Annotated in this window: 23 protein-coding genes; 14 read left to right on the top strand and 9 right to left on the bottom strand. The window is 55.3% G+C overall.

The window, feature by feature from the left end; translation table 11 throughout:
* Positions 1–23 precede the first annotated feature (23 nt).
* Positions 24–1,049, top strand: a complete 1,026-nt coding sequence (locus METLA_RS0104530; RefSeq protein ID WP_024297426.1) for a zinc-dependent alcohol dehydrogenase family protein — start codon at positions 24–26, stop codon at positions 1,047–1,049.
* Positions 1,050–1,052: 3 nt separating this feature from the next.
* Here the strand turns inward: METLA_RS0104530 and METLA_RS0104525 are convergent, their stop codons facing one another.
* Positions 1,053–2,423, bottom strand: a complete 1,371-nt coding sequence (locus tag METLA_RS0104525; protein WP_342665852.1) for a TolC family outer membrane protein — start codon at positions 2,421–2,423, stop codon at positions 1,053–1,055.
* A gap of 124 nt (positions 2,424–2,547) precedes the next feature.
* Between METLA_RS0104525 and METLA_RS0104520 the strand changes: the two genes are divergently transcribed.
* Positions 2,548–3,792: a hypothetical protein gene (locus METLA_RS0104520; protein WP_024297424.1), complete on the top strand. Its 1,245-nt coding sequence runs from the start codon at positions 2,548–2,550 to the stop codon at positions 3,790–3,792.
* A gap of 9 nt (positions 3,793–3,801) precedes the next feature.
* Here METLA_RS0104520 and METLA_RS0104515 read toward each other — a convergent pair whose 3' ends face one another.
* The 3 genes from METLA_RS0104515 to METLA_RS0104505 are packed head-to-tail and all read right to left on the bottom strand — an operon-like array spanning position 3,802 to position 5,786.
* A complete protein-coding gene (locus METLA_RS0104515) occupies positions 3,802–4,536 on the bottom strand; it encodes an SDR family NAD(P)-dependent oxidoreductase (protein WP_024297423.1) in 735 nt (244 codons plus the stop codon).
* A complete protein-coding gene (locus METLA_RS0104510; RefSeq protein ID WP_425411736.1) occupies positions 4,536–5,090 on the bottom strand; it encodes a beta-class carbonic anhydrase in 555 nt (184 codons plus the stop codon). The genes METLA_RS0104515 and METLA_RS0104510 overlap by 1 nt, the downstream gene beginning before the upstream one ends.
* A gap of 42 nt (positions 5,091–5,132) precedes the next feature.
* On the bottom strand, positions 5,133–5,786 hold the full coding sequence (locus METLA_RS0104505) for a DUF938 domain-containing protein (protein ID WP_024297421.1): 654 nt from the start codon (positions 5,784–5,786) through the stop codon (positions 5,133–5,135).
* Positions 5,787–6,071: 285 nt separating this feature from the next.
* Between METLA_RS0104505 and METLA_RS0104500 the strand changes: the two genes are divergently transcribed.
* The gene (locus tag METLA_RS0104500; protein WP_024297420.1) at positions 6,072–7,625 is read left to right on the top strand and encodes a sigma 54-interacting transcriptional regulator; all 1,554 of its coding nucleotides are present in this window, start codon (positions 6,072–6,074) and stop codon (positions 7,623–7,625) included.
* Between the two features lie 370 nt (positions 7,626–7,995).
* Here METLA_RS0104500 and METLA_RS0104495 read toward each other — a convergent pair whose 3' ends face one another.
* Positions 7,996–8,403, bottom strand: coding sequence for a hypothetical protein (locus tag METLA_RS0104495; protein WP_152539367.1), 408 nt, complete (start codon positions 8,401–8,403; stop codon positions 7,996–7,998).
* Positions 8,404–8,847: 444 nt separating this feature from the next.
* Here METLA_RS0104495 and METLA_RS0104490 point away from each other — a divergent pair, with 444 nt between their 5' ends.
* Complete coding sequence (locus tag METLA_RS0104490) at positions 8,848–9,123, top strand: hypothetical protein (protein WP_024297418.1); 276 nt, start codon at positions 8,848–8,850, stop codon at positions 9,121–9,123.
* A 39-nt stretch (positions 9,124–9,162) separates the two neighbouring features.
* Positions 9,163–9,636, top strand: a complete 474-nt coding sequence (locus tag METLA_RS0104485; protein WP_024297417.1) for a hypothetical protein — start codon at positions 9,163–9,165, stop codon at positions 9,634–9,636.
* Between the two features lie 88 nt (positions 9,637–9,724).
* On the opposite strand, the gene METLA_RS21725 is transcribed toward METLA_RS0104485, so the two are convergent.
* The 4 genes from METLA_RS21725 to METLA_RS0104470 all read right to left on the bottom strand — a co-directional run bounded on the left by METLA_RS21725 (position 9,725) and on the right by METLA_RS0104470 (position 11,280).
* On the bottom strand, positions 9,725–9,847 hold the full coding sequence (locus METLA_RS21725; protein ID WP_084480062.1) for an XRE family transcriptional regulator: 123 nt from the start codon (positions 9,845–9,847) through the stop codon (positions 9,725–9,727).
* 105 nt (positions 9,848–9,952) lie between these two features.
* Positions 9,953–10,249 (bottom strand): DUF29 domain-containing protein, encoded by a 297-nt coding sequence (locus tag METLA_RS0104480; protein WP_024297416.1) that lies wholly within the window; start codon positions 10,247–10,249, stop codon positions 9,953–9,955.
* Positions 10,243–10,683 (bottom strand): VOC family protein, encoded by a 441-nt coding sequence (locus tag METLA_RS0104475; protein WP_024297415.1) that lies wholly within the window; start codon positions 10,681–10,683, stop codon positions 10,243–10,245. Before METLA_RS0104475 ends, METLA_RS0104480 begins: the two co-directional genes overlap by 7 nt.
* Positions 10,684–10,689: 6 nt before the next feature.
* Positions 10,690–11,280 (bottom strand): DNA-3-methyladenine glycosylase I, encoded by a 591-nt coding sequence (locus METLA_RS0104470; protein WP_024297414.1) that lies wholly within the window; start codon positions 11,278–11,280, stop codon positions 10,690–10,692.
* A gap of 192 nt (positions 11,281–11,472) precedes the next feature.
* On the opposite strand from METLA_RS0104470, the gene METLA_RS0104465 reads away from it, so the two are divergent.
* From METLA_RS0104465 to nuoH, 9 genes are all read left to right on the top strand, one after another.
* Positions 11,473–13,008, top strand: a complete 1,536-nt coding sequence (locus METLA_RS0104465) for a thymidine phosphorylase family protein (RefSeq protein ID WP_024297413.1) — start codon at positions 11,473–11,475, stop codon at positions 13,006–13,008.
* 4 nt (positions 13,009–13,012) lie between these two features.
* Entirely contained in the window at positions 13,013–13,906 is an 894-nt protein-coding gene (locus METLA_RS0104460) for a ribose-phosphate diphosphokinase (RefSeq protein ID WP_024297412.1), read from the top strand.
* 205 nt (positions 13,907–14,111) lie between these two features.
* Positions 14,112–14,525, top strand: coding sequence for an NADH-quinone oxidoreductase subunit A (gene ndhC, locus METLA_RS0104455; protein ID WP_024297411.1), 414 nt, complete (start codon positions 14,112–14,114; stop codon positions 14,523–14,525).
* Positions 14,526–14,534: 9 nt separating this feature from the next.
* A complete protein-coding gene (locus tag METLA_RS0104450) occupies positions 14,535–15,176 on the top strand; it encodes an NADH-quinone oxidoreductase subunit B (RefSeq protein WP_024297410.1) in 642 nt (213 codons plus the stop codon).
* Positions 15,177–15,202: 26 nt separating this feature from the next.
* Positions 15,203–16,981, top strand: coding sequence for an NADH-quinone oxidoreductase subunit C/D (gene nuoC, locus METLA_RS0104445; protein WP_024297409.1), 1,779 nt, complete (start codon positions 15,203–15,205; stop codon positions 16,979–16,981).
* A gap of 1 nt (position 16,982) precedes the next feature.
* Positions 16,983–17,471, top strand: coding sequence for an NADH-quinone oxidoreductase subunit NuoE (gene nuoE / locus METLA_RS0104440; protein ID WP_024297408.1), 489 nt, complete (start codon positions 16,983–16,985; stop codon positions 17,469–17,471).
* A gap of 15 nt (positions 17,472–17,486) precedes the next feature.
* Entirely contained in the window at positions 17,487–18,779 is a 1,293-nt protein-coding gene (gene nuoF, locus METLA_RS0104435) for an NADH-quinone oxidoreductase subunit NuoF (protein ID WP_036281437.1), read from the top strand.
* A complete protein-coding gene (gene nuoG, locus METLA_RS0104430; protein ID WP_024297406.1) occupies positions 18,779–21,484 on the top strand; it encodes an NADH-quinone oxidoreductase subunit NuoG in 2,706 nt (901 codons plus the stop codon). Before nuoF ends, nuoG begins: the two co-directional genes overlap by 1 nt.
* Entirely contained in the window at positions 21,484–22,440 is a 957-nt protein-coding gene (gene nuoH, locus METLA_RS0104425; protein ID WP_024297405.1) for an NADH-quinone oxidoreductase subunit NuoH, read from the top strand. Before nuoG ends, nuoH begins: the two co-directional genes overlap by 1 nt.
* Positions 22,441–22,448: the final 8 nt, after the last annotated feature.

Below are 22,448 nucleotides of genomic sequence, written 5' to 3'. Positions count from 1 at the left end.
GCCGGCGGCTGGCATTATCGCTCATGAAAGCGATGGTCTTAACCCACCTTAGCAAGCTGGCCGACAACCCGCGTCCGCTCGCGTTGCTCGATATGCCGGCTCCGGTGCCTGACGATCACGGCGTGTTGATTCAAGTCTCGGTCTGCGGCGTATGCCATACCGAGCTCGATGAAATCGAAGGACGGACACCGCCGCCACGCTTGCCGGTGATTCCGGGGCATCAAGTGGTCGGGCGGGTCGTTGCAATCGGCGATCGAGTCACTTCGGTTAAACTCGGCGACAGAGTAGGGGTGGCATGGATCTTTTCGGCCTGCGGCCGCTGCAAGTTTTGTCTTGCGGGTAACGAAAATCTGTGTGCCGACTTTATCGCCACCGGCCGGGATGCCAACGGCGGTTATGCCGAACTGATGACTGTTCCGGAGCATTTCGTTTATCCGATACCCTCGGCGTTTAGCGACGCGGAGGCCGCGCCCTTGTTGTGCGCAGGCGCCATCGGTTACCGCGCGTTGCGCTTGACCGAACTTCAGGACGGCGCGCGTCTCGGCCTGACCGGATTCGGCGCCTCCGGCCATCTGGTGCTGAAGATGGCGCGTCACCAATTCCCCAACAGCGAAGTCTATGTGTTTGCCCGCAGCGGCGAGGAACGGCGTTTTGCGCTCGAACTGGGGGCGGCATGGGCCGGAGAGAGTGATCAACTGGCGCCGCACAAGCTGGATGCGATCATCGACACCACGCCGGCCTGGGCGCCGATCGTGCACGCCTTGGCGAATCTCGAAGCCGGCGGGCGGTTGGTGATCAATGCGATTCGGAAGGAGGACGACCAGCACAAATTGCTGGAACTGGACTATCCGAAGCACTTGTGGCTTGAAAAAGAAATCAAAAGCGTCGCCAACCTCACCCGCCGCGATGTGAGCGAGTTTCTGGAGCTCGCGGCGGCCATGCGGATGCAGCCGGAAGTTCAGTTATACCCGTTGAGCGATGCGAACCGGGCGCTGGTCGAGTTGAAGACCGGCAACATTCGCGGCGCGAAGGTCTTGCAGATTGCTTGATGATTACGGTGCGGTTTTTTGCGCCGGCGCTTGTGCTGGCAGCAACAAACGGGTGATTTGAACCAGATCTTCACGGGTCAAATTGCTGGCTAATTGTTTCAATTTGATGCTGTTGATCAAATAATCATAACGCGCCCTGGAAAAGTCGCGTTTGGCTCTGTACAGATTCCTTTGTTCGCTCAACACTTCGACCATCGTGCGCGTGCCGACTTCAAGGCCCGCCTGGGACGCTTCCAGCGAGGCTTCCGATGAGGCGACCGCGGTTTTGAGGGCCTCCACGCGGCTGATGTTGCTGACCACGCCGCGATAGGCGTCCTTGACCTGGCGGGTGGTCGAACGTTTGACCGCATTCAGGTTTTCCTTGGCGGCATCGTATTCATATTGCGCCTGCCGCGTCCGTGAATTGACCGCGCCTCCCTCAAACAAAGGCACGTTCAAGCGCATGCCGACACTCTCATTTTCCCCGCGAAAACCAAACGAACTGTTCACGTCCGATTTCTCGTAGGATGCGACAATATCCAATTGCGGCAGATGGTCGCTACGTTGAATCTCGATCGACTTGCGCGCCGCTTCGGCCTGATTGTAAGCGGCGATCACGCCGAGATTACTCGCTTCCGCGCTATCGCTCCATTGGTCGATATCGGCGGGCTCGGGTTTTTTCAGCGGCAGCTCCTCGCCCAGCAGGTCGAGCACGACATCGTGGTCGCCGATGATCTCCTTCAAGGCTTCATTGGTGTTGTCGAGCAGGTTCGCCGCTTCTATTTCATTCGCATAGGCTTGATCGAATGCCGCCTGCGCCTCATTCACATCGGTAATCGGAATGATGCCGACCTCGAAGCGTTGTTTGGCCTGGTCGAGTTGCCGCGCGATCGCTTCTTTTTCGGACATCGTAAACTCCAGATTATCCCGGGCCGACAAGATATCGAAATAAGCGGTCGTCGTTTTCAGCAACAGATTTTGGATTTCGGCAGCCAAATTGGCTTCGGCCTGCGCAATCACATTGTCGGATTGGCTCAATTGCACCCAGTGATCCCAATGGAATACGGGTTGGGTAATATTCAAATCGAAGGTATGGCTCCAGTAATCCTGGTCGACCAGATTGCCCGCTAAATTGAAGGCGGGAATTTTGATATTGCCGGAAGGGATGATAGCCGCTTTCGCCTTTTGATTGTGCAGAAATTCTTTAGTCGATTTGGCTGTCGCCGAGACGACCGGAAGAAATCGGGCCAGACTCTGGTCTTTCGACTCACCGTGAGCCAACCTTTCGGCTTCCACCTTTTTCAGATTCGGATCGTTCTGCAGAGCAAGATCAAAAATTTCGGAGAGGTTCTGAGCCTGGAGAGGCGGGATACCGAATAAAAATACAACAATCAATCCTGTTAACCGATTAGCGAAGTGCCTGATCATAATCCTGTATAACTCAACAGTTGAGTTCCGTATCAATTTTAAGGGCTAAGTGATAGTATTTCTGCCTTCCTTATCGCCACCACTATAACCGATGAAACGATTATTGAACATCCTCATTTTACCTTGCAGCGCAATTTTACTGAGCGGTTGCGCCGCCAGCCTGGGGAAGGGCATGGTCGAGGCTTTTCTGGAAAAACAGGAGTCAGTCGATACCCGCGTCTGCGAAATCTGGGGCAAGCCGTTTGCAGGGCTATTGCCGCACCTCAACAATTCACAGGGAAAAATGAAGGTGCTGATGGTGCATGGCGTCGGCGATCATCTGCCGGGCTATGCAACGCAGTTTCTGGAAAAGCTCGCGCAAAAGCTCGACCTGACCGCCCAGTCCGCGCATCCGAAAAACATCACGCTGACCAGCCGGGCCGATGCCAGCAAAAATCTCGGCAATTTGCGCATCCACCGTTTGCTCAGTAAGGATAGAAAAAATGAGTTACTGTTTTATGAATTGACCTGGTCGAAGATCACCGCGGCACAAAAAGAAGTGCTGGCATACGACAATTCCGGCGAATATTCGTTTCGGCGCGCGGAAATCAACGATCTGTTGAAAAAGTTTTCGAACGACACCGGCCCCGATCCGATCATTTATCTTGGCGAGAGCCGGGAAGACATTCTGGTGTCTTTCGCCCAGGCCTTCTGCTGGATGGCCCGCAACGGCTGGGACAGTTTGCCGGACGATGTCCAGCAGTCCTGCTCGTTTAATGATGTCGAACTGGCCCAAAATGTACGTACTGATGAATACGCCGTTATTTCGCACAGCCTCGGCAGCCGCATCACCATCGACGGCATGCAGCGCATCGCTTCCTTGATCAACGAGCGCGATGTCGGCTTTCGGGAGGCCTTGAAAAACAAGGAGATTCCGATCTACATGATGTCGAACCAGCTGCCGATGCTGCAATTGGGCCGTAAATTGCCGGACGTCGCGAACCAAAAACACGCCTATTGTGATGCCTCGGGCGAGAAATTTCAGGAGCGCTTGCTGACCAAAACACCGATCATCGCGTTCAGCGATCCGAATGATTTACTGAGTTATGCGATTCCGCACGGTTTTGTCGAAAAATACCTGGACTCGAGGCTTTGCATCGACGTGACCAATATCAATATCAATGTCGCGACCATTTTTGACGCTTTCGGTCTCGGCAAACTCGCCAATCCTTTGGATGCGCATGTCGGCTACGATACCGACGATCGTGTGATTACGCTGATTGCGAAAGGCATCGGCAATCAAAAAACCGACAAGCTGGTCAAGGATCGCTGCCGGTGGACCGAAACGGTGGATTGATTGTATTCATCAAAATGGCTCCTTGAATGGACGCAGATCGATTTCGTGGGTCCAGGCACTCGGATGTTGACGGTGCAGTTGCCAATAAGTTTCGGCAATCGCATCCGGTTGCAGCAGGCCCTCCTGTCCTTTCGCGGCGACAAACTCCGGGAATTGGCCGCGCGCCCGGTCGCCGTCTATCACGCCGTCGATCACCGCATGCACCACATGAATGCCTTGCGGCCCGAATTCCCGCGCCATGCCTTGCGCCAACGCGCGCACGCCGGCCTTGGCGGCGGCGAATGCCGTGAATGGCGGTTTGGCCCGCAACGACCCGGTCGCGCCGGTGAAAAACAGCGTGCCGCGCTGTGGCGGCAGCATGTGTTTGACGGCTTCGCGGCCGAACAGAAAAGCGCCGAGGCAGTTTTGCCGCCACAAGGTGGTAAAAGTGTCGACATCGGTGTCCAGCAAGGGGGCGGGAATATTGCTGTCGACATTGTAGGCGGCGATTTCCAAAATCCGACCGTCCGCGGTCGCCATCTCGAATAACCTCTGTACCTCAGTCTCGACGGTCGCATCAGCGATGACCGGACATGCCGCGCCGCCAAATTCGGCGATGGCGTCCGCGACCAAAGCCAGTTTCTCCAAGCTGCGCCCAGCGATAAAAACCTGTAGGCCTTCGGCCGCGAAGCGCCGAGCCAACGCCGCGCCGAGGCCCTGTAGCGGGCCGACACCCAGCACCAGCGCCACTTTGCCCGTGGTCATCAGCTGGCTCGCCCGAGTTCGGTGGCGGCGGGGACTTCAAGCAAGCGTCCGGATTTGACGTCGTATATAAAACCGTAAACGGGAATATCCGCCGGCACCAGCGGATGAGACTTGATTCGTACCACATCTTCGAGAACGCTCTCCATCTGGTCTTTAATGGTCATCCAATTGATGTACTTGCCTTCGCAACAACCCGGGCCTTCGCCGCAATCGCTCCAGCCGCCGGCGTCGATGCTGGCGGTTTTAAGGCTTTTACTCAACAGATCGCTCATGATCTCGTTGGTGAAGGTTTCCATGCCGCAATCGGTGTGATGGATCACGAACCATTCGCGGGTGCCCAGCAGTTTGTAGGAGACCACCAGCGAACGGATCGCGTCGTCACTGGCGCGGCCGCCGGCATTGCGGATCACGTGAGCGTCGCCTTCGGACAGTCCGGCATATTTGGCCGGGTCGAGGCGGGCGTCCATGCAGGTCAAAATGGCAAAACCGCGGCCCGGCGGCATCGGCAAATCGCCTTTGTCGAATGTGGCGCTGTAGCCTAGGTTCGCTTGCATAATTTGGTCGAATATCGAGCTCAAAATGTTGTCTCCCGAGGGTTAACCGCGGCCGAAAATCAACGAAAAGTTGTTGGCCGGCATATCGATAATTTCCTTCAACACCATGCCGTGGTGGGCGGCGGCCATTTTCAGATCGGCTACGTCTTTCAATCCCCATTCAGAAACTTGGTAGGACGACAAGGTGTCATGGAACTCCTTGTTCGAGTCGGTGGTAAAACGGCCTTCGACTTTGAATGGACCGTAGATCAACAGAATGCCGTCGTCGCTTAACAGATGCGAAGCGCATTCCATCATGCCGTCGGCGATCGAAATCGGAGCGACCTGAAAAATGTTGATGCAGAAAATCGCGTCGAACGAGTTTTTATCGCCGGGATTGAACCAGGTTTCCGGATCGGTCAGATCCAGATGCACAGGATCGGCGATGTTGTCGTTGCCATGGTCGGCGGTCAACTGTTTGATGTTATCGAAGACTTCCTGATCCTTGTCGGTGGGATGAAAGTGTAGATGGTCGAAATGCGGCGCGAAGAAATTGATATGCATGCCGCTGCCGCTGGCCATTTCCAGAACCCGCCCCGACTCCTTAGGCAGTTTTTCTTTCAGTACGCCGAGAATCGGCGCGCGGTTGCGGTTGCCGGCCCAGGCTACATAGTCGCTCAGCGGGTGCGGGTTTAATGGCGGTCTGTCGGTGCTCATGAAGGTTTCCTAACGATAGTTCTGTTTAATAAACGCCGTAGCCATCGGCGGGTGCGAAGAGACTGCGCAACGGCGGTTTCATTTCGGATGCGCAGCGGGAGGGGGACAACCATTGCCATCCGGTTTTTCTATCCGTAGACAGTCTCGAGTAGAACAAAGCAAACTTTGGGCCAAGAATGCATGCAGATAAAACACCATAAAAATCAATTAATTGGTAATTTAAGCTTGTCCAATAATTGAATGTGTGTTTCAATTTATGAAAATTGATTTCACTAATTTGCCATCATGAGCGAACACGATTTTTCCCATATTTCCCCGGTATTTTTTCTGCAAACTTTCATCCTGGAACTGATGCACGCCTGCGAACAGGAGGGGGAAGGGCATTGCGAATCGTTGATCGAGCATATCGCCAAGAGTGCCGGACAGTATTTCGAGCAGACCTATCGCGACGAATATGATAGGCAGGGCGAACTGGACCGTGAGAACTACATCGATTTGATCCTGGCGTTGAAAAACCGTATTGGCGGAAATTTCTCGTTGGCATCGGTCGAGCCGGGCACCATTACCGTGGTTAACAGCCGTTGTCCGTTCGGCGAGGGCGTGACCAATTTTCCAGAGCTGTGCCGGATGACGTCCAGCGTATTCGGCGGTATCGCCGCCCGTAACTTCGGTTACGCCAAGGTGGAAATCCGCCAGAGTATCGCCAGGAAACACGGCGGTTGTGAAGTTTGTATTCACACCAGCCCCGATACCGCCGCCGACAAGCCCGGTCTGGAGTACCGGCGCGAGGATCAGCGGGAGGACAAATCGGAAATGGCGGCGCTGCATTCCCGCATCGAGGAAAGAATGCGCACTATTTGGTGGAGCAAGCCCAAGCAGCATGCCGCTAAACCGGCGCCGGCGATTATCGCCAAATCGCCGGCCATGCAAAAGGTCTTGCAGCAAGTGGAAATCATCGCGCCGACCCGCGCGACGGTGCTGATCAGCGGGGCCACCGGCGTCGGCAAGGAATTGATCGCGCGAGCGATACACGCGATGAGCGAGCGCGGACACCGACCGTTCGTCGCGATCAATTGCGGCGCGATTGCGGAAAGCCTGATCGAAAGCGAGCTATTCGGCCACGAGAAGGGCGCTTTTACCGGAGCCGTGGAAGTGCATCAGGGGTTTTTCGAGCGGGCCGAAGGCGGGACTTTGTTTCTCGACGAAGTGGACACATTGTCGCCGGCCGCGCAAACCCGTCTGCTGCGGGTACTGCAGGAAGGCGAGATGGAGCGGGTCGGCGGCAAGCACACCTTGAGTGTCGACGTGCGTATTATTTCCGCCAGCAACCGGCAGTTGGAACAGCATGTCGAACAGGGATTGTTTCGTCAGGATTTGTTTTACCGTCTGAATGTGGTGCGGCTGTGGATACCGCCGCTGATGAAACGCCCGGAGGACTTGCCGCATCTGGTGCAGTTAATTTTGAAACGGCTGAACGACAAATACGGCAAGAACGTGCTGTCGGTCAACCGAGAGGTGATGAGTCAAATCCGCGCCTACACCTGGCCCGGAAACGTGCGAGAGCTGGAAAATACGCTTGAACGCAGTGTGCTATTCACCAAAGGCAACGAACTCACTCGGCTGGAATTGGACGCGAAACCAGCGGCAACGGCACAGGATTGGAACGCCTACCGACAGCAAATCCTGGCAGACGCCGAACAGGTTTTTCTGAAACAGACCCTGCAAACCCATCACGGCGATATCAAAGAAGTGGCGTCGGCAATGGGACTGACGACCCGAGCGGTATACGGAAAGCTGAAGAAATATCGTATGAGCGCTAGCGAGTTCAAAAAACGATGAATCACGAAAGCCATCAAGATCACTCGTGGGAACGCTCGGCAATGAACAGAAAGGGCAGCCACTCTGATAATACACAATTTAACATAATATACATTATGCGAAGTCTCGGATACCACGTTAAAGATCGACCCTTAAGCGCCTTGCGCCTGTAGACGTTACGACTGGCACACCCGCAAGGTTTATAAAAGCGGTTGATAATAAAAAGCAGTCTATCTCAGTCAGAAAAGCCCGAAATCCCTTGTTACGCCGGGTTCAACGTTCCAAGCTTCGCTCAAGGTTCTTTTCCGGCTATATCCGACCGGAAAAGCGCCGGTCGGATGCTCGACTTCCTGTCTCGCGTGGGCAGCCTAACGCCACCGCACGAAACCGGCTACCCAGGCAGCACGGCCCGCCATTTGCCATCATAGCGTTGCGCCCGGATACCCGCCTTAACGGCATTGGTCAATGAGCCATAGTCCGACTTAAGCTGACGCTGAACGTCTTTTGGCACGCGTTCCAAAGACCGTAACGCGTCTTTATCGAAAGGCACCGGCGTATCCGCCTGTTTGATTTCAGCTTCATCAATCAAAGACGCTGACGCACCCCCTGACTTGATTTCTGTTTCAGGAATCAAAGACGGTTCCACAATGGCCGGTTTGATTTCTGCATCAGCATTCAAAGTCTCGCGACGATGCGCAATCAGCGCCTGAATTTCAGGAATCAAGGAAATCGGAACCCGAACCATTTTAGTCGGTTCGCTGGGTTTACGCCCTGCCCCTGGTCGTTTGCCGCCCCGCATAGAATAGGCCCTATTTGATTGTTGCTATCATAAATCAATGATAGCACGGGTTTAAAAAAGCGCAAGATCGAGCGCAACGATTGCGGAAGGAAAAAAGAAGGTTGAGTTTGATTTCAGAATCAGAAATCAAGGGAATTTTCGAAGTTACCCCCCTGTTAGTAAAGGGGGGGCATTTCCCCCGGTGCCCATGCCGGCTAGACTAAGCGTCTATCGCCGGCAAATGGGCACCAGGGATGTTTGTTTAAACTACTACGGCCCACAGAAACAGGCAAGTATTTATTGAGCCAACGCATAATGCGCCTTATGCAAAAAGGCCCCGACGGGCTAACCATGATCCGCCAGGGCCTTTATACATAAGGCCGCTACATTATGCGAAGTCTTTTAAGGCTAATCGGAAACAAGCTTTGGCGACTATCCTGAAGCTTTTTGCAATGATCACGAAAAATGAAGCGCGGAAGAAAACCCAAATCAAAGTTTTATCACATCCGCTGGAATACCGTGGGACTGAACGAAGAACGTGCGACGGACGCTCCACCGATGGCCGAGCAGCTTTTGCTGCTATGGGATCGTAAAAGCATAAATATCGAAGGCTGGGAAGGCTTTATATTTTCGCGAGGCGTTTTACGCTGCAAAAATCGCCGGTGGACGGCCAAAAGGATTTTAGAACTAACAGGCCAGAAACAACAACTCTACCCAATCTTAAAAAATCTCTTTTATTAGCTTCTATACTTAGGTCATTTTAAGAAACAGAGCAAAAAAATGAGAAATCATAGGTATGATGAAGAAAGAAATCATGATGGGCCAGAACCAATTTTTCCGATAATCCCAGCCGTCGCCATCGTGTTTTGTTGTTTGATTGTAATGGAAGTGATCTACTTCGGCGGGCAAGCCATGCTAATAAAGCAAACCAGCTTTGAGTTTAAAGAACTGGCAAGAGGCATAAGCAACTTCATTACGGGAGGGACTAGAAGCGAATCCTTGGAATCGAAATTAAGGCCCTACCCGCTTTATAGCGCCCCCCAAATTGTAGTACCTAAAACAAGGAGTCAAATTGTGTATGAAAACAGCACAAAAGCCTATCAGGCAGCAGTACAAGAGAATTCAGAGTTCAAAAAAATATACCAGAAACCCGAACAATGTAATTATCTAAGAGATCATGCAACCCGAGTCTTTTGTGCAAATGATTTTATGAGGGCAAAAAAGGAATGGAAAAAAAACAACAGCAAAAGCTGATGCTAATATAGGCAAAGCGCCTTGCTCCTGTGGGCCCATGCCGGGAAGACCCTTTATCGGTGTCCGTCCGGTCAGGCGCCCAAAATCATCATGCCGCATCAAGCGTTATATGAACCCGAAGACCGAGAGGCTCCGCGATATTTAGTAAAGCATTGAGTGAAAATTTAGAGATTTTGCCCTTAAGCAAGTCATTCAAACGCGGCTGAGTGATGCCTCAATGATTAAAACATCCCTGTGGCCTGGATTCCGGCAATCCCTGCCGGAATGACGGACTTGTGGCTATAAGCGCCTTGGCTGCGATTGAAAGAACATCAGTTCAATCCGGATAAAAATCTTTCTGAATCAATTGTTCCATTGTCCATGGACAAGCAACAGGAAATATATCGAAACGTAATCCCGTTTCATGCGCGGCCTTCATCACGGCGAGTTCATAAGCATCGGATAGGATTTCAGCAATACCGGATTTTAAGCCGGGATTTTGCTTAAGGACTTTTTGAAAGCGCAAGCGCTGTTCATCAATCGAAAATTTCCAGCTATTTCCACGTCTGCCGGGTTGATATTGCCATTTCAGCATGTGCAAGAGAAGTATAAAAAGACCTGCTGGTTTTACCAACTTCCGCTATTCGCCATAGAAAGCCATGGTTCCTGGGGCCGCAACGGGCCGTCTTTCTGTAATAATTCGATAGAAATCTGATCCGGCGAACGGATGAACGCCATGTGGCCGTCGTGCGGCGGCCGGTTGATCAAGATACCGGCATCCATCAGCTTTTGGCAGGTTTCGTAAATGTTGTCGACTTCAAACGCCAGATGACCGAAGTTGCGGCCGCCGGTATAGTCTTCAGGGTCCCAGTTGAAAGTCAGTTCGATTTCCGGAGACTGCATTTCTTTGGATTGGTTGGCGTCTTTGGGCGCGTGCAGATAAACCAGCGTGAAGCGGCCGACCTCGCTGTCCATCCTTCTGCCTTCGATCAGCCCCAGTTTGTTGCAGAAAAAATCGAGCGACTCTTCCAGATCGCGAACCCTAATCATCGTGTGTAAAAAACGCATGGCGATTTACTCCTCTTCTTCTGGCAATGGATATTGATTGATGATTTCGGCATGCCGGAAACAATCGATCGTGTGATCGTTGACCATGCCGGTCGCCTGCATGTGCGCATAACAGATCGTGCTGCCGACAAACTTGAAACCGCGTTTCTTCAGATCGCGGCTAAGGATTTCGGACACGCGCGTCGAGACCGGAATTTGCTCAAGCGTCCGCCAATGATTCACGACCGGCACGCCGTCGACAAAACGCCAGATATACTCGTCGAAGCTGCCGAAATCTTCCTGCACGGCCAGAAAAGCCTTGGCATTGGCCACGGCGGCCTGAACTTTCAGGCGGTTGCGGATGATGCCCGGATTTTGCAGTAGTTCTTCAATCTTCTGTTCGTCGTAGCGAGCCACGGTTTCGGGATCGAAATGATCGAACGCCTGCCGATAATTTTCGCGCTTGTTTAAAACCGTCGACCAACTCAACCCGGCCTGCGCACCTTCCAATACCAGAAATTCAAACAACAACCGGTCGTCATGCACCGGCACGCCCCATTCGGCGTCGTGATAGTTTTCCATTTGCGGGCTGCTCAACGCCCAACTGCATTTGCTCATAATTGATGATGTAATTCTCCGTCTGCCGCAAACTCTCGGCCGAAGCGGGTTTGTGGTTCCCTGCCCTCGGCGCCATTGAGTCTGCCGGCCAATGGTTTACTATGCCATTCCATGGCTTGCCTGTAAAGCCGGCTAGTTGACAATAGGCCGGATTAATCGCATGATCGGCAAACGCTAACCATAACAACCGCCATGAGTACCGACACCCTGCAACTTCGCCGAACCGCGATCGATACCTATCATGAAAACGTCGCCTATATGCACCGCGAATGCGGCATTTACCGCGCGGAGGGTTTTCAGGCGCTGTCGAAGATTCAGGTCAGTTTGGACAGCACCAAGGTGCTGGCGGTTCTGAATGTGGTCGATGATGCTTCGATCGTGCAGCCCGGAGAGCTCGGCTTGTCGGAACAGGCTTTCGAGCAATTCAGCTGCGAAGAGGGCTGCCTGGTCACGGTCAATCATGCCGAACCGCCCAAATCGATGGATGCTGTGCGCCGCAAGATCAATGGTGAGAGGCTCGATCAGGCCGACTTCAATAGCATATGCAATGACATCGTCGAAAGCCGCTATTCGAAAATGGAGATTGCCGCTTTTCTGGTCGCGACCGGCCAAAACAGTCTGGATCGCGACGAGCTGCTCTATTTGACCCGCGCGATGCTGCAATCCGGAGACCGGATCGACTGGGATGAACCCCTGGTGGCCGACAAGCATTGCATCGGCGGTATTCCCGGCAACCGGACCTCGATGCTGGTCGTGCCGATCGTCGCCGCGCATGGCATGCTGATCCCGAAAACGTCGAGCCGGGCGATCACCTCGCCGGCCGGCACCTCGGATACCATGGAAATGTTATGCGAAGTCAATCTGACTCCCGAGCAATTGCATGACATCGTGCGCCGCGAACGCGGCTGTCTGGCCTGGGGCGGCACGGCCCGGCTCGCGCCGGTCGATGATATGTTGATCGCGGTTGAGCGTCCGTTAAGTATCGATTCGCAGAGTCAATTGGTTGCGTCGATCTTATCCAAAAAGCTGGCGGCCGGCTCGACGCATCTTTTGATCGACATACCTGTCGGTCCTTCCGCGAAAGTTAGGCAAATGCGGCAGGCGCTCGCATTGCGCAAGCTGTTCGAATTCGTCGGCGACCGGCTCAATCTGCATCTGGAAGTGATGATCACCGACGGACGCCAGCCGATCGGACGCGGCATCGGCCCTGCGCTGGAAGCGCGCGATGTGATGCTGGTGCTGCAAAACGATCCTGGTGCACCAGAGGATTTGCGTCAAAAATCCTTGCACTTGGCCGGCCGCATCATCGAATTCGACCCCGACGTGCGCGGCGGTCAGGGCTATGCGATTGCGCGCGATATTCTCGAATCGGGCCGGGCCTGTGCGAAAATGAACGAGATTATCCAGGCTCAGGGTTCGAAACCGATCGATTTGACGCCGGGCTCGCTTTGTCATGAGGTGGTTGCGCAAAACGACGGCATCGTGACCGAAATCGACAATCTGCAGATGGCCAAAATCGCCCGGATGGCCGGCGCGCCGATGATGAAACGGGCCGGCGTCGATCTGCTCAAAAAATTGGGCAGCCCGGTCAAAAAAGGCGATGTGTTGTACCGCATTCATGCCGAGTTTCCGGCCGACTTCACCTTCGCTAAGGATCTGGCCGCCCAAAACGACGGCTACACCTTGGGCGATAGTGTCGACTTACTCAAGCCGCTGATGGCCTTTTAGAACGATGCTGATTCTGGCCTTTTCCGATTATCTGCCGCAGGCGCGACGCCTGGCAAAGCGTCTCGGACTGCCGCTGGCCGTAGTCGAGGTGCATCATTTTCCGGACGGCGAAAGTTTCATCGCCCTGCCCCCCGATTTGCCCGAGCATGTGCTGATTTGCCGCAGCCTGAACCAGCCGAACGACAAGCTGATCGAATTATGGCTCTCTGCCAGAACCGCAAGGGAACTCGGCGCAAAGCGTTTGACGCTGATCGCGCCTTATCTCTGCTACATGCGCCAGGACTTTGCGAACCGGCCGGGCGTCGCGGTCAGCCAGCGTCACATCGGTCGGTTGCTGGCCGACCTATTCGACGCTGTGATCACGGTCGATCCGCACCTGCACCGGATCGACCGGCTGCAACAGGCGATACCGCTTGACCATGCAATCAGCCTGAACGCCACGGCCGCGATCGCGGATTTTCTCAAACAGCAGCTCGATACCGCGCTGTTGCTGGGGCCCGACAGCGAATCGAGGCAATGGGTGGCGACGCTCGCCGTGATGACCGGCTTTGCCTTTCAGGTCGCGGAAAAAGTCAGGCTCGGCGATACCCAGGTCACGCTGACGCTGCCGGAGGCTGATTACCGCCACCAACCGGTCGTGATCGTCGACGACATGGCCAGCACCGGACGCACGCTGGCCAAGGCCGCCGAATTGTTAAAGGCCAAAGGCGCAGGCGAGATTCATGCGGTCGTGACCCATGCGCTGTTTTGCGGCGATGCCGAGCGCGTGATTCGAGAGGCCGGCATCCAGACGCTCTGGAGCACCGACAGCATCGATCATACGACCTCCTGCATCAGGCTGGACGGCTTGCTGGCCGATGCAGTCAAGGCGATGCTGAACGGGAATGGGAAAGGATGAGTTCATTCGTATTAACTCAAGTACAAAAAATCTGCGAACGATTACCGAATTGTTTTGTCACATCAATTAAATGAAGCTAGGGGGACAGTTTTTATCCCCAAATAGAGACTATCCGAAATAAGCTTTATCGAAGCCCGAATTGATTCAAATTTGGTGACTCTGAAGGCTGGTCTCCTTCTCATTCTCGGTAAGATGAGGGTTCTGAATGAATGCCGAAGTCAGTCCTGCCGCCAATCTTCTCCCTCTGATCATTTATTTCGGGGCGATACTCTTGATTACTGCCATGATGCTGGGCGGCGCTTATCTTCTCGGACAAAGACACCGCGCGCAGGCTGCCGATGAGCCTTTCGAATCCGGCATCGTCCCAACAGGCGATGTGCATATTCGTTTTTCGGTGCACTTCTATCTGATAGCGATTTTTTTTGTGATCTTCGATATGGAGACCGTCTTTCTGTTTGCCTGGTCAGTGGCCGTGAAGCAGGCAGGGTGGATGGGCTTTTTCGAAGCGTTGATTTTTATCGGCATCCTGATCGCAACACTAATCTACCTCGCCGCAATCGGCGCGCTCGACTGGCGGACCCGCCGGCAACGCCACGATGCTCCTGTCAACAGGCCATAGGGGATATTCATGCATTGGACTCTGACCCGCGCCGACGATGATCCCGCCCCGCAACCAGGGACGCATGCGAACGAAGAGGTGCTTCGCCACAGCTTCCTGCTCGCGAGACTCGAGGACATGGTCGCCTGGGGCCAGGCCAATTCGGTCTGGCCGTTTAATTTCGGGCTTTCCTGCTGTTACGTCGAAATGGCGACCGCCTTCACCAGCCGTCACGACATTGCCCGTTTCGGCTCCGAGGTGATCCGTGCTTCGCCTCGTCAGGCCGATTTGATCGTCATATCAGGCACCGTTTTTCGGAAAATGGCGCCTGTCATTAAACGCCTGTATGAGCAGATGCTGGAGCCGCGTTGGGTGATTTCGATGGGTTCCTGCGCGAACTCCGGCGGTATGTACGATATCTACAGTGTCGTGCAGGGCGTAGATAAATTTCTGCCGGTCGACGTTTATGTGCCGGGCTGCCCTCCCCGGCCTGAAGCGCTATTGCAGGGGCTGATGCTGCTGCAAAATGCGATAGGCCAGGAAAGGCGCCCTTTAAGCTGGATCGTCGGCGACCAAGCCGTCGTCAAACCGGCCGAAAAACCGAGCTATCGCGACCTTCTGACCGATGAAAGGATGCGCACTCGGGAGTTAAGAAGTCCCGACGAACTCTAGATCGACCGGATTCAGGGGATTAAACAGTGAACGCTAACGCCGACCAAACCGCTGACCCTTCTGGCAATCTCGAAATCGCACAGGAACTCGCCGAGCGCTTGAGTATCGCCGACCTAATTACTCAATCCACCGACGACGGCATCGCGACCTTATGGATACCTCGTCAGCATCTTCGCACCATCCTTGGCTATTTAAAGCTCCAGATATTTTCCCCTTATGTGCTGCTGTTCGACCTGACCGCCGTCGACGAGCGTCAGCGCGTTCACCGTCACGGCCTGCCGGAAAGCGACTTTACAGTCATCTATCATCTACTTTCATTTACCCGCAACGAGGACATTCGTCTGAAAGTGGCCCTGTACGAAGATGATTTAGCCCTACCGACGATTAGCGATATCTGGCCCGCCGCCGACTGGTACGAACGCGAAGTCTGGGACATGTTCGGCATCGTCTTCGAAGGCCATCCGCATCTTCGGCGCATCATCATGCCGCCAACCTGGCAAGGCCATCCGCTGCGCAAGGACCATTACGCCCGCGCGACCGAAATGGAACCTTTTAGCCTTCCCGACGAACGCCAAGAAATCGAGCAAGACGCCTTGCGCTTCGTTCCCGAGGATTGGGGCATGAGCCGGAGCAGCGAAGAGACCGACTTCATGTTTCTGAACATGGGGCCGAATCATCCGAGCGTTCACGGCGCTTTTCGCATCGCCCTGCAACTGGACGGCGAAGAGATCGTCAACGCGTTGCCGGACATCGGCTATCACCACCGCGGCGCCGAAAAAATGGGTGAACGCCAATCATGGCATACCTATATCCCTTACACGGACCGGGTCGATTACCTGGGCGGCTCGCTGAACAACCTGCCTTATGTGCTGGCGGTCGAAAAACTGGCGGGCATCAAGGTCCCGCAGCGGGCCGAGGTGATTCGGGTCATGATTTCCGAATTCTACCGGCTGGCCAGCCATCTTTTGTTCTATGGCACCTTTGCGCAGGACATCGGCCAGATGTCGCCTATTTTTTACATGTTCATCGACCGCGAAAAGGTCTTCGATATTGTCGAAACGATCAGCGGCGCCCGCATGCATTCCAGCTATTTCCGGATCGGCGGCGTCGCGATGGATTTGCCGAAAGGCTGGGACAGGAGGATTCGGGAATTTGTCGACTATCTGCCGGGGCGGCTGGACGATTACGACAAACTGGTGCTACAGAACAGCACGATCAAACGCCGGACGCAGGGCGTCGGCGCTTATACGACCCAGCAAGCGATAGCCTGGAGCGCGACCGGCGCGGGACTGCGCGCGACCGGCCTGGACTGGGATTACCGGAAAGCGCGGCCGTACTCGGGCTACCAAAACTACGACTTCGAGATACCGACCGCAGCGCATGGCGACTGCTACGACCGCTGCGCGGTGCGAGTCGAGGAAATGCGCCAGAGCGTCAGGATTATCAAGCAATGCCTGGACAACATGCCAGAAGGCCCCTATAAGGCCGAGCATCCGCTAACCACGCCACCGCCGAAGACGCGCACGCTGCACGATATCGAAACCTTGATTCAACATTTTCTGAACGTGAGCTGGGGGCCTGTCGTACCGGCCGGCGAGGCCTGTGTGACCGTCGAGGCGACCAAGGGCTTGAACGCCTATTACTTGACCAGCGACGGCGGCGGCATGTCCTACCGCACCCGCATCCGAACGCCTTCTTTCGCACATTTGCAAATGATACCGATGATGTGCCGGGGCATGATGATACCCGACCTGATCGCGATACTGGCCAGCATCGATTTTGTGATGGCCGACGTGGACCGCTGACATGCAGGAATCAACAAACCCACCGTTTGCAGGGTTAAGCTCCGCCGAAATCGGCGAGATTCACAGCGAAATGAGCCACTATGAAGACAAGTCAGCCGTTTCGATAGAGGCGCTGAAGATCGTTCAAAAACACCGCGGCTGGGTTTCCGACGACAGCCTCGTGGCCGTCGCCGAATTGCTCGCTATCGCGCCGGCGCAACTGGAAGGCGTCGCGACTTTTTATAATCTGATCTATCGTCAGCCCGTCGGCAAGACCGTGATCCATGTTTGTAACAGCGTCACTTGCTGGATGCTGGGCGCTGAACAGGTCCGCGAACGTCTGTGCCGGCATTTGAACGTCGAACTCGGCGAAATGTCACAAGATGGCGAATACACGATTTTACCGATCGTCTGCCTCGGCGCCTGCGATCACGCACCGGTGGCGATGGTCGGCGATCAACTGATACTGGATCTCGCCGATAATACGGTGAAGCAGATTTTCGGGGAATAAAGCGCGATGGATAGAATGGACAGACCATTAACCCAAAACATCAAAGCGGATCGCCCCTTCGCGTCGCTGGCGGATTATCTGCAAACCGGCGGCTATCAGGGACTCGCCAACGCGATTAAGAATCTACAGCCAAAAGAAGTCCAGCAATGGGTCAAGGACTCAGGACTCAGAGGCCGGGGCGGCGCAGGCTTCAATACCGGCCTGAAATGGAGCCTCGTTCCGATGCCGGAGCCGAACGACGCCGACAGAAACCCAACCCACTATCTGGTCGTCAACGGCGATGAAATGGAACCGGGGACGTTCAAGGACAGGCTCCTGCTCGAAAAAGACCCGCATCAATTGCTCGAAGGCATCGTGATCGCCGCCTACGCGATTCAGGCGCAAACCGCCTATATCTTTCTGCGCGGTGAATACCACCTGGCGGCCGAAAGATTGGCCCACGCCCTAGAGGAAGCCCGCGCCCAGGGCTATGTCGGCGAGCATATACTCCATTCCGATTTCAGCCTGCGGATTCATCTGCATAGCAGCGCCGGCCGCTATATCTGCGGCGAGGAGTCGGCGCTCTTGAATGCGCTGGAAGGCAAACGCGCCACCCCGCGCCCCAAGCCGCCCTTCGCGGTGGTCAGCGGCCTGTGGGGCAAGCCGACGGTGGTCAACAATGTCGAAACCTTGTGCAACGTGCCGCATATTCTGCGTTACGGCGTCGAATGGTATCGCAGCCTCGGACGCGGCGCGGACAAGGGCACCAAGCTGTTCGGCGCGAGCGGGCGGGTCAGGCGCCCAGGCCTCTGGGAATTGCCTATGGGCACGCCGATCCGCGAAATCATCGAGGATCATGCCGGCGGCATGCGCGATGGCTATCAGCTGCGCGGCTTTCTGCCCGGAGGCGCCTCGACCGATTTCCTGCTGCCCGAACATCTCGACGTGCCGATGGATTACGATGCGGTTACGAAGGCCGGCAGCCGCATGGGCACAGGCACCCTCATCGTGCTCGACGACCAGACCTGCCCGGTGCAAATGGTGCTCAACCTTGAACAATTCTTTGCCCAGGAGTCGTGCGGCTGGTGCACGCCGTGCCGGGACGGTTTGCCGTGGACGGTCACCTTGTTGAAAGACATCATAGAGGGACGCGGACGGCTCGAAGATCTCGATACGCTAGCCGGCTTAACTCGGATGCTGGGGCCCGGCAATACTTTTTGCGCCTTGGCTCCCGGCGCAATGGAGCCTTTGCAAAGTGCACTGAAATATTTCCGCGCGGATTTTGAGCGCTACATTTCCTGCGGCAATACGATCCTGGAGACCGGCTGATGGCCCGCATCGAAATCGACGGCAGCACTTACGACGTAAAGGACGGCGACAATCTGCTCGCTGCCTGTTTGTCGTTGGGCCTGGATCTTCCTTATTTTTGCTGGCATCCGGCGCTGGGATCGGCGGGCGCCTGCCGGCAGTGCGCGATTGTCCAATACAAGGACGCGGACGATAATCACGGACGCCTGGCGATGGCGTGCATGACGCCGGTCGCCGATGCGATGCGTATTTCTATAGATTCCGAACAGGTCCGGCAATTCCGCCGCGACAACATCGAACTTTTGATGACCAATCATCCGCACGACTGCCCGGTGTGCGAAGAAGGCGGCGAATGCCATTTGCAAGATATGACCGTGATGACCGGACACACCGCGCGGCGCTATCGAGGCCATAAGCGTACCCACGGGAACCAGGATTTAGGCCCGTTCATCAATCACGAAATGAACCGTTGCATCGCCTGCTATCGTTGCGTCCGTTTCTATAACGATTACGCGGGCAGCCATGACCTGCAAGTGCTCGGCATCCATAACAACGTCTATTTCGGCCGCTTCGAAGACGGTGCGCTGGACAGCGAATTTAGCGGCAATCTGGTCGAAGTCTGTCCGACTGGCGTCTTTACCGATAAAACCTTCAGCGCGCATTACACGCGCAAATGGGACTTGCAGACCGCGCCTTCGGTCTGCGTTCACTGCAGCCTGGGCTGCAACACCGCGCCGGGAGAGCGCTACGGCGAATTGCGGCGGATCGTCAACCGTTATCACGGTGAGGTGAACGGCTATTTTCTCTGCGACCGCGGACGCTTCGGCTACGGCTTCGTGAACAGTGCCCTCCGCATTCATGCCCCACGGATTTCGGGTCAAACCGCCGCAACTTCGGAAACCGCGACGACGCATTTTCGAACGCTGCTGAAATTACCCAAGGGAGCCATTGGCATCGGATCGCCGCGCGCTTCTCTGGAAGCGAATTTCGCACTGCGCTCTCTGGTCGGCGAGGCCAATTTCTATCTGGGGTTTGACGACACCGAGCACACGCTGCTCGATACAATTCTGAATATCATGACTAAAGGCGGCATTCATACCCCTTCCCTACACGAAACCGAACAGGCCGATGCGGTATTGATTTTGGGAGAAGACGTCACGCACAGCGCGCCGCGTCTAGCGCTATCGCTGCGGCAGGCGGTACGCAACGCAACGTTCGAACTGGCCCACCAATTGAAAATTCCTCACTGGCTGGATGCCGCTGTCCGGCAGTTGCAGAATCTGGCGCGAAGCCCGCTGTTCATCGCGAGCCTCTGCGCCACCCGGCTCGATGATGTCGCCACCTCTACCTTTCACGGCAGCCCGGATGCGATCGCCCGTTTTGGCTTCGCGATCGCTCATTACCTAAATCAGGAATCTCCCCTTCCCCACGATCTTGGCGATGCGGAACGGGCGCAGGCTTCCACGATAGCCAGCCAATTAATGCAGGCAAAACGGCCTCTGATTGTTACTGGAACGAGTTCAGCGAGCCTGGCGGTCATTCAGGCGGCGTACAATGTCGCGAAGGCGCTGCCGGCTCAGGACAAAGGCTTGATCTTTACGCTGCCCGAAGCGAACAGTTTAGGCTTGGCGATGATCGGCGGCAAACGACTGCATGAGGTTTTCGCGCGCGTGAACGACGGTTCGACCGATACCGTGGTGATTCTCGAGAACGACCTGTATCGGCGCGCACCGATACCGCAAATGGATTCGTTCTTTAGTGCCGCTAGCCATGTCGTGGCGATCGACAGTTTACATAACAACACGGCCACCAAAGTCGAATTGTTGCTGCCCGCCGCGACATTCGCCGAATCCGAAGGCACCGTGGTCAGCAATGAAGGACGGGCTCAGCGTTATTTTCCGGTTTACCCGGCGGAAGGACGGGTACAGGCCAGTTGGCAATGGCTTATCCAGGCGATCGAGAACCCTCAATGGAACCATTTTCAGGATCTGGCTTCGGCCTGCGCGGCATCTATTCCGGCTCTTGCCTGGTTAGACCGCCTCGCGCCGCTTGGAAATGCCCAACCCATCGGCGCTAAAATCCCGCGGCAACCGCACCGCTACAGCGGGCGCACCGCGATGCATGCCGACATCAAGGTCAGCGAACTCGGCCAACCGCAGGACACGGAAACGGCGTTCGCTTTTTCGATGGAAGGCGACACGGTTCATGTTCAGCCGGCTTTATTGCCGGTGGTTTGGGCGCCGGGCTGGAATTCCAATCAGTCGGTCAATAAGTTCCAGGATCAAATCGGCGGTCCTCTGCGCGGCGGCGATGCCGGCATCCGCTTGATTGAAGCCTCGGGAACGCTGCCCTGGTTTAAGGAAATTCCATTGCCTTCAAAACAGGAACCTGGGCTTTGGCGAGTCATCCTTCTGCCGAACATTTTCGGCAGCGAAGAGCTCAGCCTGCATTCACAACCGATTGTTGAACGGCTTCCCGCTTTTTGCGTTTTAATCAATCCCGAGGATGCCGAAACCTTGGGCGTCTGCGGCAGCGAGCCAGTCGAAATTTTCGACCCAAAGGGATTTCTCTTAGTGAGAAGTCTTGTGCGAATCGAGCTTACCTTGCCTCCCGCCATGCTCGGCGTCACGGCCGGTCTGCCGCAATGTCTCCTCTTAAAAAATGGCGCCCGGGTTGTGCTGAAAAAAGCGGAGCCCGAACAATCGCCCGATACGGAGATTCGCTGATGAACGCTGAACTCGGTCAAGCAAGCGATATCGTCGGCATTCTGGCCTCGGTGATTTTTGTCGCGGCGATGCTGATCTGGGTGGAGCGGCGTCTTCTGGCGATCTGGCAGGACAGACTCGGGCCCAATCGGGTCGGACCGTTGGGTCTGATGCAGGTGGCCGCGGATATGATCAAGATGTTTTTCAAGGAGGACTGGATTCCGCCTTTTGCGGACAAAGGGGTATTTGTGCTCGCGCCCGCCATCGTGTTCATCGCCATGCTGCTCGGATTCGCGGTGATTCCTTTTGCGCCGGGCATTGGCATCATCGACTTCAATTTCGGGCTGCTTTATTTCCTGGCCTTGTCCTCGCTGTCGGTCTACAGCATCGTACTGGCCGGCTACGCATCCAATAACAAATATTCGCTGCTCGGCGGCCTGCGCGCCGCGGCGCAGACCGTCAGCTACGAAGTCTTCATGGGCATTTCGATCATGGGCGTGGTGATGCTTTCCGGTACATTCAATTTGCGAGAGATCGTCGAGGCTCAGCGTGGCGTCTGGTTTGTCGTGCCGCAATTTATCGGCTTCGTCATCTTCCTGATTGCGGTCATCGCCGAGAGCCGACGCGCACCTCTCGACCTGCCCGAAGCCGAACAGGAACTGGTGGCGGGCTTTCATACCGAGTACTCCGGCATGAAATTCGGCATGTTTTTCGTCGGCGAGTATGTCGCGATCATCTTGAGTTCGGCGATCATCGTCACGCTTTTTTTCGGCGGCTGGCTGGGGCCATGGCTACCCCCTTTAGTCTGGTTTTGTCTGAAAACCGGCATCGGCGTGTTGTTTTTTATTCTGATCCGCGGCGCGCTGCCGCGCCCGCGCTACGATCAGCTGATGGCCTTTGGCTGGAAAATTCTCTTGCCGGCGGGACTTTTGAACCTGCTGGTGACCGGCGCGGTAGTGCTGGCGTCGCCGGGTTAATGTATCGA

The organism is Methylomicrobium lacus LW14 (assembly GCF_000527095.1).
Taxonomy (GTDB): Bacteria; Pseudomonadota; Gammaproteobacteria; order Methylococcales; family Methylomonadaceae; genus Methylomicrobium; species Methylomicrobium lacus.
The sequence above is the reverse complement of the archived record's forward strand: the minus strand, read 5'-3'. Positions and strand labels throughout refer to the sequence as shown.